This window comes from Pseudomonas sp. HMSC063H08, assembly GCF_001813645.1.
GTDB classification, from domain to species: Bacteria; Pseudomonadota; Gammaproteobacteria; order Pseudomonadales; family Pseudomonadaceae; genus Pseudomonas; species Pseudomonas aeruginosa.
Genome location: NZ_KV813626.1, coordinates 117,095 through 129,071, shown reverse-complemented (window position 1 = coordinate 129,071; position 11,977 = coordinate 117,095). Strand labels below are relative to the sequence as shown.

The 11,977-nt window shown below is 69.3% G+C and carries 12 protein-coding genes; 2 read left to right on the top strand and 10 right to left on the bottom strand.

Translation table 11 applies throughout. From position 1 onward, the window contains the following. Window positions 1-133: 133 nt before the first annotated feature. From HMPREF2924_RS32545 to HMPREF2924_RS32535, 3 genes are read right to left on the bottom strand one after another with little or no spacing between them, the layout of a single operon-like run. Complete coding sequence (locus HMPREF2924_RS32545; protein WP_003101901.1) at window positions 134-1,516, bottom strand: aspartate aminotransferase family protein; 1,383 nt, start codon at window positions 1,514-1,516, stop codon at window positions 134-136. Window positions 1,517-1,546: 30 nt separating this feature from the next. Beyond that, window positions 1,547-2,980 carry an APC family permease gene (locus tag HMPREF2924_RS32540; protein ID WP_003133097.1) on the bottom strand — a complete coding sequence of 478 codons (1,434 nt, stop codon included), beginning with the start codon at window positions 2,978-2,980 and terminating at the stop codon, window positions 1,547-1,549. 57 nt (window positions 2,981-3,037) lie between these two features. Beyond that, complete coding sequence (locus tag HMPREF2924_RS32535; protein ID WP_003133098.1) at window positions 3,038-4,528, bottom strand: aldehyde dehydrogenase; 1,491 nt, start codon at window positions 4,526-4,528, stop codon at window positions 3,038-3,040. A gap of 350 nt (window positions 4,529-4,878) precedes the next feature. Here HMPREF2924_RS32535 and HMPREF2924_RS32530 point away from each other — a divergent pair, with 350 nt between their 5' ends. Then, complete coding sequence (locus tag HMPREF2924_RS32530; protein WP_070700867.1) at window positions 4,879-5,799, top strand: LysR substrate-binding domain-containing protein; 921 nt, start codon at window positions 4,879-4,881, stop codon at window positions 5,797-5,799. 337 nt (window positions 5,800-6,136) lie between these two features. Beyond that, the gene (locus HMPREF2924_RS32525; RefSeq protein ID WP_003084019.1) at window positions 6,137-7,066 is read left to right on the top strand and encodes a LysR family transcriptional regulator; all 930 of its coding nucleotides are present in this window, start codon (window positions 6,137-6,139) and stop codon (window positions 7,064-7,066) included. Window positions 7,067-7,150: 84 nt separating this feature from the next. Here the strand turns inward: HMPREF2924_RS32525 and madM are convergent, their stop codons facing one another. The 7 genes from madM to HMPREF2924_RS32490 are packed head-to-tail and all read right to left on the bottom strand — an operon-like array spanning window position 7,151 to window position 11,977. After that, the gene (gene madM, locus HMPREF2924_RS32520) at window positions 7,151-7,915 is read right to left on the bottom strand and encodes a malonate transporter subunit MadM (protein ID WP_003084016.1); all 765 of its coding nucleotides are present in this window, start codon (window positions 7,913-7,915) and stop codon (window positions 7,151-7,153) included. 5 nt (window positions 7,916-7,920) lie between these two features. Beyond that, window positions 7,921-8,325, bottom strand: coding sequence for a malonate transporter subunit MadL (gene madL, locus HMPREF2924_RS32515; RefSeq protein WP_003084010.1), 405 nt, complete (start codon window positions 8,323-8,325; stop codon window positions 7,921-7,923). A gap of 56 nt (window positions 8,326-8,381) precedes the next feature. Next, the gene (gene mdcH, locus HMPREF2924_RS32510) at window positions 8,382-9,314 is read right to left on the bottom strand and encodes a malonate decarboxylase subunit epsilon (RefSeq protein ID WP_003133101.1); all 933 of its coding nucleotides are present in this window, start codon (window positions 9,312-9,314) and stop codon (window positions 8,382-8,384) included. After that, the gene (locus HMPREF2924_RS32505; protein WP_023094303.1) at window positions 9,311-10,003 is read right to left on the bottom strand and encodes a malonate decarboxylase holo-ACP synthase; all 693 of its coding nucleotides are present in this window, start codon (window positions 10,001-10,003) and stop codon (window positions 9,311-9,313) included. Before HMPREF2924_RS32505 ends, mdcH begins: the two co-directional genes overlap by 4 nt. Window positions 10,004-10,018: 15 nt before the next feature. After that, window positions 10,019-10,825: a biotin-independent malonate decarboxylase subunit gamma gene (gene mdcE / locus HMPREF2924_RS32500; protein ID WP_003133103.1), complete on the bottom strand. Its 807-nt coding sequence runs from the start codon at window positions 10,823-10,825 to the stop codon at window positions 10,019-10,021. Next, window positions 10,822-11,685, bottom strand: coding sequence for a biotin-independent malonate decarboxylase subunit beta (locus HMPREF2924_RS32495; RefSeq protein WP_003084003.1), 864 nt, complete (start codon window positions 11,683-11,685; stop codon window positions 10,822-10,824). Before HMPREF2924_RS32495 ends, mdcE begins: the two co-directional genes overlap by 4 nt. Then, window positions 11,678-11,977, bottom strand: coding sequence for a malonate decarboxylase subunit delta (locus HMPREF2924_RS32490; RefSeq protein WP_003084001.1), 300 nt, complete (start codon window positions 11,975-11,977; stop codon window positions 11,678-11,680). The genes HMPREF2924_RS32495 and HMPREF2924_RS32490 overlap by 8 nt, the downstream gene beginning before the upstream one ends.

Below are 11,977 nucleotides of genomic sequence, written 5' to 3'. Positions count from 1 at the left end.
GTGATGTTGCTGAGGCAGTTGCCGGCCAGAGGCCGAAACGGTTCCGCGCGCGGTCGCCAGGCGCCGCATCGTCGTTATGGGGGGACGCTCCGTGTCGCCGGCGACCCGGCCGAGGCCGGGCCGCCGGGGCGCGTCAGAGCACGCCGATCTCGCGCGCGGTGCGATCCACCGCGATACGGGTCTTGTCGATCAGTTCGTCGATCTCGGCACGCCCGGCCACCAGCGCCGGGGCCATGATCATGCGGCCGAGGGTGGAGCGGATGATCACGCCCTCCTCGAAGCCGATGGTGCGGCAGCGCCAGGCCAGGTCGTTCTCGTTGGCGAAGCGCTTGCGGGTCGCCTTGTCCTCGGCGAACTGCAGCGCGGCGACGAAGCCGGCGCCCTGGACCTCGCCGACCAGCGGATGGTCGCCGAAGACCTCGCGCAGGCAGCGTTGCAGGTAGGGACCGGTCTCCTCCCTGACCCGCGTGACCACGCCCTCGTCGCGCAGCGCCTTGAGGTTGGCGATGGCCACCGCCGCCGCCACCGGGTGGCCGGAATAGGTCAGGCCGTGGGCGAACACCCCGCCCTGCTCCACCAGCACCTCGGCGATGCGCTTGCCGAGAACCAGGCCGCCCATGGGGATGTAGCCGGACGTCAGGCCCTTGGCGATGGACAGGGTGTCCGGCTGGAAGCCGAAGTGTTCGTGGGCGAACCATTCGCCGGTGCGGCCGAAGCCGCCGATCACTTCGTCGGCGCACAGCAGCACGTCGTACTGCCGGCAGATGCGCTGGATCTCCGGCCAATAGCTTTGCGGCGGGAAGATCATGCCGCCGGCGCCCTGGAAGGGCTCGGCGACGAAGGCGGCGACGTTCTCCGCGCCCAGTTCGAGGATCTTCTCCTCCAGTTGCAGCGCCGCGCGGCGACCGAACTCGGCCGGGCTCAGCTCGCCGCCGTTGGCGTACCAGTAGGGTTCGTCGATGTGGGCGAAGTCCGGCAGCATGCCGCCCATCTCGTGCATGAACTTCATCCCGCCGAGCGCGGTGCTGCCCAGGGTCGAGCCGTGGTAGCCGTTCCAGCGGCCGATCATGATCTTCTTCTGCGGCTTGCCGAGGATCTGCCAGTAGCGCCGTACGGTACGGATCAGCACCTCGTTGGCCTCGGAGCCGGAGTTGGTGTAGATCGCGTGGCTGTAGTGGTCCGGCAGCAGGCTGAAGAGCATCTCGGAAAGCTCCACCACCGCCGGGTGGGTGGTGTGGAAGAACATGTTGTAGTACGGCAGTTGTTCCAGCTGGCGGCTGGCGGCGGCGGCGAGGTCCTGGCGGCCGTAGCCGAGGTTGGTGCACCAGAGGCCGGACATGCCGTCCAGGTAGCGCTTGCCGTCGTTGTCCCAGAGCTGCAGGCCATCGCCGCGGACCATCACCCGCGGGCCTTCGCGGTTCAGCGCCTTCTGGTCGAGGAAGGCGTGGATGTGGTGCGCGGCGTCCAGTTGCTGGTAGTCGCGGGTGTCGCGCTGCGGGTTGAGCTGAGCGGTCATCGTCTGTGTTCTCCTTGTTCCCTTGGCGCGTCAGGCCGAAGGGGATTGCAGGGGATCGAGGGCGACGGACTTGCCCTGGGCAGTCTCACCGGCCGTCTCGAGCGGTTCGGGTACGAAGAGAGGCTTGCGCATCACGCCCTTGATCCACACCACCGCCACCAGCGAGACCACGCCCAGCACCACGCCGGCGCTGGCGAAGATCCGTCCGGTCATTTCCGGGGTCGGCGAGACGTGGACCACCGCGTAGATCATCCCGGCGATGCCGAACAGTTGCGGCAGCGGGTAGAACGGCGTGCGGAACGGACGGGCGATGTGCGGATAGCGACGGCGCAGGGCCAGCACGTCGACGTGGGCGATGATGTAGGCCAGCAGCCAGGCCAGCGCGGCGGCGAGCAGCAGCAGGTTGATCGAGTCCGGGTCCTGGCCGAGGATCAGGATCGGCAGGCCGGTGATCGCGGCGACGAACAGCACCGCCACCCAGGGCGTGCGCGCCCGCCGGCTGAGCTGCTTGAATTGCGGGAAGGCCTGGCCGTTCTGCGCCATCCCGTAGAGCATCCGCGGGATCGCCGCCAGCGACGAGTTGAGGGTGCTGCAGGTGGCGGTGATCGCGGCGATCACCAGGAACATCTGGCCGTACTCGCCGAACACGCGGTTGGCGAAGAGGAAGTGTGGCAGCGGGTCGCCGGCCAGTTCCGCCTGCGGGATGCACAGCAGCGCACCGAAGCAGTAGAGGGCGATGGTCAGGAAGATGATGCTCAGGCCGAGGATCATCGAACGCGGGATGTTGCGCTCCGGACGCCGCGTCTCCTCCACCAGCGGGCAGACGAACTCGGCGCCGACGAAGCCCCACACGGCCATCGCGGTGAGCGCCAGGGCGCTTACCCCGAGCGGGTTCCAGCCGCTCGCCAGGGCGGTCTGCACGGAGGCGTGCTCGCTGCTCACCGCACCCAGGCCGAGTACCAGCAGGACGATCATCATCAGCAGCGCCAGGGCGCTCTGCAGGCGCGCGAAGATGTCGATGCCGAGCAGGTTGAGCAGGGTGAACAGGCCGAGCACGCCGTAGGCCACCAGCATCGGCGGCAGCGCGCCGGGGTAGACCTTGCCGATGATCAGGTCGAGCAGCAGCAGTTCCGCCGAGAGGGCGAACATCGCCACCACCACGTAGCCGGAAAAGGTCGCCAGGATCGCCGGGAAATGCCCGATGGCCACCTCGGTGTAGCTGCTCAGGCTACCGGCGCGGGGAATCATCAGTGCCAGCTCGGAAAAGGAAAAGGCGTAGCTCAGCGCCAGCAGGTAGGCCACTCCCAGCGGCACGATGAAGCCCAGGCCGGCCGTCCCGGCGCCTTGCAGCATCAGCACCATCACGCCCTGGGAAACCACCAGGCCGATGGCCACCGCCAGCAGCGGTCCCAGCCCGAGCACGCGGCGCAGGGCCGGCTCACGCACGTTCGGCGTGTCGTTCATTCGATCGTCCTCTTGTTGTCGTTATCGGCATCGAGTCGTGTCGCGTCCGTCGCGTCTTCAGCGCAACTGGAACCAGGTCGTCTTCAACTGGGTGTACTTGTCGAAGGAATGCAGCGACAGGTCGCGACCGAAGCCGGACTGCTTGCCGCCGCCGAAAGGCACCGCGACGTCCAGCGCGTCCACGGTATTCACCGACACCGTTCCGGCATTCAAGCGCCGCGCCACCCGGTGCGCACGGTGCAGGTCGTCGCTCCACAGCGAGGCGGCGAGGCCGTAGCGGCTGTCGTTGGCCAGGCGGATGGCCTCGTCCTCGGAGTCGAAGGCGCTGATCGCCAGCACCGGACCGAAGATTTCCTCGCGGGCCAGCTGCATATCCGGGCGTACGTCGCCGAACAGGGTCGGTTCGATGAAGTTGTCCGAACCGTTGATCGTCAACTGGCGACCACCGCCGAGCAGGGTCGCGCCCTCGCCTTGCGCCCGCTCGATGGCGGCAAGGATCCCGGCGGTCTGCCGGCGGTCGACGATGGCGCCGGCGCGGCTGGCCGGGTCCAGCGGATCGCCCGGCTGCCAGTCGCGGGCCTTGGCCAGCAGGCGCTCGACGAACTCGTCGTGGATCGAACGCTCCACCAGCAAGCGCGAGTTCGCCGAACAGACCTCGCCCTGGTTGAAGAAGATGCCGAAGGCGGCCTTCTCCGCCGCCAGGTCGAGATCGCGGCAATCGGCGAACACCAGGTTCGGACTCTTGCCGCCGCACTCCAGCCAGACCTGCTTGAGGTTGGATTGCGCGGAATACCGCATGAAGTACTTACCGACCTCGGTGGAGCCGGTGAACACCAGTGCGTCCACCTCCGGGTGCAGGCCGAGGGCCTTGCCGGCCTGCTCGCCGAGGCCCGGCACCACGTTCAGCACGCCTTCCGGCACCCCCGCCTCCAGGGCCAGCTCGGCCAGGCGCAGGGCGGAGAACGGCGACTGCTCGGCCGGCTTGAGCACCACCGAGTTGCCGGCGGCCAGGGCCGGGGCGAGCTTCCAGGCGGCCATGTCGAGCGGGAAGTTCCACGGCACCACCGCGCCGATCACCCCCAGCGGCACGCGGGTAATGGTGGCCAGGGCCTGCTGGGCGGTCGGCGCGACCTGGTCGTAGAGCTTGTCGAGGCTTTCCGCATACCAGGCGAAGACGTGGGCGGCGCCGGGCACATCGATGTTCCAGGCGTCCATCACCGGCTTGCCCATGTTCAGCGAGTCGAGCAGCGCCAGCTCTTCGCGATGGGCCAGCATCAGCTCGGCCAGGCGCAGCAGCACGCGCTTGCGCTCGACCGGGGCGAGACGCGTCCAGGGGCCTTCGTCGAAGGCGCGGCGGGCGGCGGCCACTGCCGCGTCGACGTCGGCCGCATCGCAGGCCGCGACCCGCGCCAGCAGGCGATTGCTCGCCGGATCGATGGCGTCGAAGGTAGCGCCGCTGGCGGCCGGACGCTGGCGGCCGCCGATCAGGGCCTGGTCGATGAAGCGCTGTGTCGCGGCGCGCCGTTGCCAATCGCTGAGTTCGAACACCCCACCTTCTCCTTGTTATCTCGCCGGTCTGCGCCGGTCGTGGTTCTGCACGCATGGCCCGGACCGCCGGGAGGCGGACCGCTGTCCATGGGGTCGATGGGGAAGGATGGTCGCGCAAGCCGCGGCGAAGGAAAATTATTAAAAATGTCCTCGGGACATAAGAAAAAGCTGGCCAGGCGTGCCCCGGCAAAGTGCGTCGTGCTGGGTTATCGTGCAGGCGGGCAATCGTCGTCGCGGCCAGCGCCGCGACGCTCGGCAGCGGCCTGCAACTTGCTTGCAGCGCGGCGGACACAACAATCGAGGCGCGCACGCCCGGCCCGGGGAGGATGATGCGCCGATGAGGTCTTGCAGTGGCGTCCTATACCTTGCGGCAACTCAAGTATTTCGTGACCACCGTGGAATGCGGCAGCGTGGCCGAGGCCTCGCGCAAGCTGTACATCGCCCAGCCGTCGATCTCCACGGCGGTGAAGGGTCTGGAGGAAAGCTTCGGCGTGCAGCTGTTCATCCGCCACCACGCCCAGGGCGTGTCGCTGACCCCCGCCGGCGCGCGCTTCTACCGCAAGGCCCAGGAACTGCTGCGGATGGCCCACGAGTTCGAGCAGAACGCCCTGGCCGACAACGACGTGATCGCCGGGCAGATCGACATCGGCTGCTTCGAGACGGTCGCCCCGCTCTACCTGCCGGGCCTGATCGCCGGCTTTCGCCAGGCCTATCCGGGGGTGGAGATCCGCATACGCGACGGCGAGCAGCAGGAACTGGTGCAAGGCCTCACCTCCGGGCGCTTCGACCTGGCCTTCCTCTACGAGCACGACCTCGACTCGACCATCGAGACCGAGCCGCTGATGCCGCCGCAACGACCCCACGCGCTGCTCCCCGAAGGGCACCGCTTCGCCGGGCAGGCGCAAGTGTCGCTGCGCGACCTGTGCCTGGAACCGATGATCCTGCTCGACGTGCAGCCCAGCCGCACCTATTTCGTCAGCCTGTTCGAGGAACTCGGCCTGACGCCGAACATCGCCTTCACCTCGCCGTCCATCGAGATGGTGCGCGGCATGGTCGGCCAGGGCTTCGGCTTCTCCCTGCTGGTCACCCGCCCGCATTCGGAATGCACCTACGACGGCAAGAAGGTGGTCATGGTCGACCTCGCCGAGCCGGTGTCCACCTCCGGGCTCGCCGCCGCCTGGCTGAAGCGCGCGCAACTGACCAAGCCGGCACGATTGTTCGTCGACTACTGCCGGGAGCAACTGGGCAAGCTCGCCGAGCGCCGGCACTGATCCTCAGCTTTCCGACATTCCAAGAGGAATTTTCTTCCTGACAAAGACGAATCCGATGACTGTGGCAAAAAGCCTCCGTTGCTAGGGTGGCCGGCGCTCCGGACCACCCCGGTCCGGCAGGTCACCGGCAGCAAGGGCACCATCCGCTGAGTTCCGTTAGCCTATCGGCGGCTCAGGCTGCCGAAGCGGGATTCCATCCGGTCAGTGCAACTCCGCCTTCCCCAAGGCGTTTCCAGGCCGTCATGCTCCGCCACGCGCTAGGACATGACGGCCCTTTTTACCCCTCCCGCGCCGCCTCAGGCACAATCCCCCGACGCCACCGGCCAGGGGAACGCGGATGCTGATCGACGAAGAAATCACCCTCAAGAAGCTGGAAACCTTCCTCGCCTTCATGCGCACCGGCAACCTGGCGCGCGCGGCGGCGGAACTGGGCACCAGCAACGTCAGCGTGCACCGCGCCATCCACTCGCTGGAAAGCGCCCTGCGCTGCCCGCTGTTCAAGCACGAGGGACGCAACCTGACCCCGCTGGAAAGCGCCTACGTGCTCGAGGAGCGCGCGCAGAAGCTGGTCCAGGAGGTACTCGACACGGTGCGCCTGACCCGCGAGGCGGCCGGCTTCTCCGCCGAGCGCTTCAAGCTCGGCGCGCTCTATTCGCTGACGGTGAAGACCGTGCCGCAACTGATCATGGGCCTCAAGCTGCGACGCAGCGCGCTGAACATCGACCTGATCCTCGGCTCCAACGTCGACCTGTTCTACCAGCTGAAGAACATGGAGCTGGACGCCATCCTGGTGTCGCTCAACGATAGCGTCAGCGATCCCGACTGCGAGCACCTGCCGCTGTTCTCCGATGACATCTTCCTCGCCGTGCCGGTGGACTCGCCCTACGCCAGGCTCGCCGAGATCGATCTCAGCACCCTGCGCGACACGCCCTTCGTCACGCTCACCCAGGGCTTCGCCACCCATCAGGACGGCACCCGGGTGTTCCAGCAGGCCGGCTTCGAACCGCAGATCGCCATGCAGGTGAACGACATCTTCACCCTCCTCAGCATGGTCAGCTCGGGGGTCGGCCATGCGCTGCTGCCCAAACGCATCGAGGCGGTCTACGAGAACCGCGTGCGGCTGATCCCGCTGCAACCGCGCTATCGCCTGCAGCAGCACATCGGCGTGGTGTTCCTCAAGGCCAAGGAGCGCGACCCGAACCTGCTGGCGTTGCTCGCGGAGTGCCGGATGTACAGCCTGCGCCTGGAGCAGGAGGCGGCGGGATAGTGGACGGAAGTCCACATTACCGCTGGCCCGCTGACCTCTGACCAACCCTCGCCCTTCAGGGAGAGGGAGCCCGGACCAGCCCGCTCACCCAACCAGGCCGCGCACGCTGAAATACAGCAGCGACGGCCCCAGCAGGCAACCGATGGCGGTATAGAACGCCGCGGTCAGGCAACCGTAGGGCACCAGCTTTGGGTCGGTGGCGGCGAGGCCGCCGGCAACGCCGCTGGAGGTGCCCATGAGACCACCGAAGATCACCGCCGTACGTGGATTGTTCAGGCCGATGTAGGGCGCGACGAAAGGCGTCAGGACCATCACCAGGATCGCCTTCACCAACCCGGCGGCGATGCTCAGCGCCATCACCTCGGAACTGGCCCCCAGGGCGGCGCCGGTCACCGGTCCGACGATGTAGGTGACCGCGCCGGCGCCGATGGTGGTCAGGCTGACCGCATCGGTGTAGCCGAACGCCATGGCCACCGCGACCCCGGCGACGAACGACGAACCGACCCCGAGGAACAGCGACACCACCCCGGAAACCCCTGCCCGACGCAGTTCCTCGACATTCACCCCGAAGGCCGTGGCGACGATGGCGAAGTCGCGCAGCATGGCGCCGCCCAGCAGGCCGATACCGGACATCAGGGGCACGTCCACCAATCCTTTCTGCCCGCCGGTGGCGACGCCGCCGACGTAGGACAGCACCAGGCCGAGGAAGATCGCGATCGCCGAGCCGTGCAGGCGCCCGCGGGTGAGGCGCGCCGACAACCAATAGGACACCGCCATGGTCACGCCGATGATGGCGAAGCCGCTGATCAGGCCGTAGCCATTGATGACTTTGTTCAGGGACTCGAACATGGCGCTCACCCCTGCACGCTGGTGCGCGGTTTCAACGGCGGGGCGCCTTCGGCTTTCTTCCGGCCGAAGCGGTCGAGCAGCGGGACCAGGGCGAAGGCCACGGCGACCGCGGCGATGCCGGCGAGGATAGCGGCCGGCCCGCCGCTCAGCGCGCCGAGGACATTCTGCTGGGCGGCCATGGCGACCACGATGGGAATGTAGACCGCGCTCCAGAACTCCACGCCCTGCTCGGTCTTCGCCGAGAGCAGGCCACGCTTGCCCAGGTAGCTGCCGACGAAGATCAGCAGCAGCATGGCGATGCCGACGCCACCGACGTTGGCCGGCACGCCGAGCAGCACGCCAAGGATCTCGCCGATGAACAGCCCGGCGAGGGTACACAGAGACAGCAGTGCGACACCGTAGATAATCATTATTGTTGTCCTCGGTTGCGGATCGATGTTGTTGTTTTTATGCCTCGAACGAACGCTTATCGGGTTCTCTTTTCCTCCTCGCGCAACAGCGCGTCCAGGGTATCCGCCCGGGAGCCTTCGAAGGCCGGCGTGGCGCAGCCGAACAGAGGCCGCGCCAGCCCGCTGAGGATCCGTCCCGGCGGCAGCTCGAGATGCAGGCGGGCACCGCGCTCGTAGGCGCTGCGCAATGTCGCCAGCCACTCGACGCGGCGCGCCATGTTGCCGGCGAGATCGTCGGCCAGCGCGGCCGGTTCGGCGACCAGGCGCGCCCGGCTGCTGCTCAGGTAGGGCACGCGCGGCCGACGCAGGCGGATACCGGCGAAGGCTTCGGCCAGGCGCGCGGCCGGTTCGTCGAGCAGCGCACAGTGCGACGGTACGCTCACCGCCAGGCGCTTCGCCGCGCTGGCGCCGGCGGCACGGGCGCGTTCGGCGAGGGCGGCCAGCGCCGCTTCGCTGCCGGCCACCACCAGTTGCCGCTCGGCGTTGACGTTGGCCAGGTAGAGCGGCGGGTGCTCGCGCCGCACCATCAGGATCAGCGCATCCAGTTGCGCCTGGTCGAGACCGAGGATGGCGCTCATCCCGTAGCCCTCGGGCCAGGCGGCCTGCATCAGTTCGCCGCGCAGCGCCACCAGACGCAGCGCGTCGTCGAAGTCCAGCGCGCCGGCCACCACCGCCGCCGGATAGGCGCCGATGGACAGCCCGGCGACCAGCCCCGGCCGATGCCCGCGCGTCTCCAGCAGGCGGCTGGCGGCGACCCCGGCGATCAGCAGGCACAACTGCACCGCGCGGGTGCCGCGCAAGGCCTCGGCGCTCTCCAGTTCGGCCGGCGCCTGGCCGAGACAGTCCGCCGCCTGCTCCAGGCAGGCGCGCACCGGCGGTTCGTCGGGCAAGGCCGCGAGCATGCCGGGACGTTGGGCGCCCTGGCCGGGATAGGCGAACAGCACGCTCATGCCTCGACCTCCGCGACCCGCCAGGGGTCTTCCAGCAACAGCGGCGCCTCGCTGCCTTTCGCCAGCACCCTGGGCCGACCCTCGGCCCATTCGCGCAGGGCCACGCCACCCGCCGGGGTCTGCAGTTGCAGGTCGATCCGGCAGGGACACTGCTCGAAGCGTTGCAGCAGGCGCAGCGCGTCATCGCGCGGGAACGGGCGCGGGGTGCGCAGCAGCAGGTCGAGGTCGCTGTCCGGATGCAGCACGGCGACCCCGCTGGCCAGCTCGAAACCGGCGCCGCCGGTCACGCCCCAGGCCAGTCCCAGCGCGTTCAGCGGCGCACGCAGGTCGCGCAAGGCACGCCAGGCCGGCAGATCGCGCAGCATCGCCGGCTCGCGCTGGCCCAGCGCTTCCGGGCGCAAGCGCCGGGTGATTGCCGCCAACGGCATCCAGCCGGCCCAGCGCTGCTCCCGCGCCAGGCCGCGCACGCCGATGGCCACCCGCGCAGGATCTGCCGGCGCACGGCGCACCACCACCGGCCAGCCGGCCTTCAGTGCCGCGCAGACCCAGGCCGGAGCATTCTCCGGCAGATGCGCCGGCGCCATGCCCAGGAGCAGGTCATGGGGTTCCGGCCCTGCCCTGCGGCGCATCGGATCAGGAGCGAGCCGTCGCCGGCTGGAGCCCCGCTGTGAGCTGTTCGCGATGACCACGGCTCGCTCCTGAATTCACCACTGCTCGCGCAGCAGCCGGCGCACCCGCGCCGATGCCTCGCGGTTGGCCGCGCCGAGGCGGCCGCCGAGGTCGCGCGGGCCGCCGAGGATATCGGCCAGGGCCTCGCCCAGGCAGGTGCGGACCCGCACCAGGTCCGCCGTCGACGGCACCTCGACGGTCTCCACCGGAAGGGTCCTCCAGAGCAGGCCGAGCGACGCGTAGCTGTCGATGTCGTAGGCCATCGGCGGCACCTTCGCCGCCAACGCCTCCAGTTCCTCGACGCTGCGCAGGGTGATCCGCGCGGCGGCGGCCTTGCCCATGGCGTGGACCATCACCCCCGGATCGTGCAAGGCGATCAGGCGGTTGGCCTGGTAGCCGTGGGCGAGGAACGCACCGGACATCGCCTTGCCCACCAGCAGGCCGATCAGCGGATGCCCGGCGAGTCGGGCGCGGGCGTAGGCATCCACCGCCCCGGCCAGCGCCTGGTGGATACCCAGGGCCTCCTCGCGGCGGCCGTAGGCCTGGCTCGGCACGTCGACGATGGCCAGCAGCGCGCGCTTGCGTGGCGCCTCGCGGTCGGCCTCCAGCGCCTCGTCGACGGCGGCGGCCAGGCCCCAGCCCTCGAGCAGCCCGACCTCGCCCTGGCGAGCGCGCGGGAACGGATTGTCGGGATCGGGCACGACGGCCAGGAAACGCACCGGGTAGCCGTCCAGCTCGGCATCGGCGACGCGCAACGAAGCAGGATCGCCGGGACGCGGCGCGAGGCTACCGGCCAGCGCCTGGAACCAGGCCAGGCCACGGGAAGTGAACGGTTGGCTCATGTTGCATCTCCTTGGCCCAGCCCCTGGTACAGCCGGCGCACGCCGGCGGCATCCGGTTGCTCGGCGGTATCGAGGTCGCCCAGCCGCCGCAGGTAATCCTCGGCGCGGCGGCAGCGCGGCCGTGCCGGCAGGCCCTTGGCGAAATACGCGAGTACCGAGGTGCGTACCTCATCGAGGTCGTCGGCCAGGTAGGCGTCGGCGAGACCGCTGGCGAAGCGCTGCTCGCCGCCGGTGAGGCTCCAGATGAACGGCCGGTCGCGCGAGTCGTATTCAGCGATGCCGGCCTCCTGTTCGATCACCTGCGGACCGTTCAATCCGAGGCGCGCCTCGCGGGTCACCAGCACGTAGCTGCACAGCCCGGCGGCGATGGACATGCCGCCGAAGCAGCCGACCGGCCCGGCGATCACCGCCACCACCGGCTGGTAGCGCTGCAGATCGACGATGGCCGCCTGGATCTCGGCGATCGCCGCCAGTCCGAGGTTGGCTTCCTGCAGGCGCACGCCACCGGTTTCCAGCAACAGCAGGGCCCGGGTCGGAACGCCGTTGCGGTTGTCCTCGGCGGCCAGCTCCAGCGCGCCGGCGATCTTCGCTCCGCTGACTTCGCCAAGGCTGCCGCCCTGGAAGGCACCTTCGATGGCGGCGAGCACCGCCGGCTGGCCGTCGAGCAGGCCACGGGCGACCACTACCCCATCGTCGGCCTGGGGCACGATGCCCTGTCGTTCCAGCCAGGGTGACTGCACGCCGGCGAAGGGATCGAGCAACTCGCGGAAGCTGCCCGCGTCGAGCAGGGCACGGGCGCGTTGGCGCGCTCCCAGTTCGGTGAAGCTGCGCAGCGCCAGCAGGCGGGCGACGTCAGTCATGGCCAGCCTCCTCCAGTGCCTGCTCCAGGCGCAGGCGGACCACCCCGGGAGTGGCGCCGAAATCGTGGATGCGGATCGACGCGGCCGGCGCCGTGGACGCCGCGAAGACCCGCGCGAAGAGTTGTTGCCAGCGCGGGCCGCTGCCGTTTACCGAGGTCACCACCTGGATGCTCAGCGCGCCTCCGGCGGCCGGCTCGAGCAGCACCTCCAGGTCGCCGGAGCCGACGCAGCCGGCCAGGGCGCGACCGCGCGCCGGAGCGCCGGCGGGAAATTCGAAGGTCAGGGTTTCCAT

Bases quoted from the DNA above. Each gene is read 5' to 3' on its own strand.
- madL (WP_003084010.1), bottom strand. From the start codon at position 8,325: ATGATTATCTACGGTGTCGCACTGCTGTCTCTGTGTACCCTCGCCGGG.
- HMPREF2924_RS32490 (WP_003084001.1), bottom strand. From the start codon at position 11,977: ATGGAAACCCTGACCTTCGAATTTCCCGCCGGCGCTCCGGCGCGCGGT.
- HMPREF2924_RS32495 (WP_003084003.1), bottom strand. From the start codon at position 11,685: ATGACTGACGTCGCCCGCCTGCTGGCGCTGCGCAGCTTCACCGAACTG.
- HMPREF2924_RS32545 (WP_003101901.1), bottom strand. From the start codon at position 1,516: ATGACCGCTCAGCTCAACCCGCAGCGCGACACCCGCGACTACCAGCAA.
- mdcH (WP_003133101.1), bottom strand. From the start codon at position 9,314: ATGAGCGTGCTGTTCGCCTATCCCGGCCAGGGCGCCCAACGTCCCGGC.
- mdcE (WP_003133103.1), bottom strand. From the start codon at position 10,825: ATGAGCCAACCGTTCACTTCCCGTGGCCTGGCCTGGTTCCAGGCGCTG.
- HMPREF2924_RS32525 (WP_003084019.1), top strand. From the start codon at position 6,137: ATGCTGATCGACGAAGAAATCACCCTCAAGAAGCTGGAAACCTTCCTC.
- madM (WP_003084016.1), bottom strand. From the start codon at position 7,915: ATGTTCGAGTCCCTGAACAAAGTCATCAATGGCTACGGCCTGATCAGC.
- HMPREF2924_RS32540 (WP_003133097.1), bottom strand. From the start codon at position 2,980: ATGAACGACACGCCGAACGTGCGTGAGCCGGCCCTGCGCCGCGTGCTC.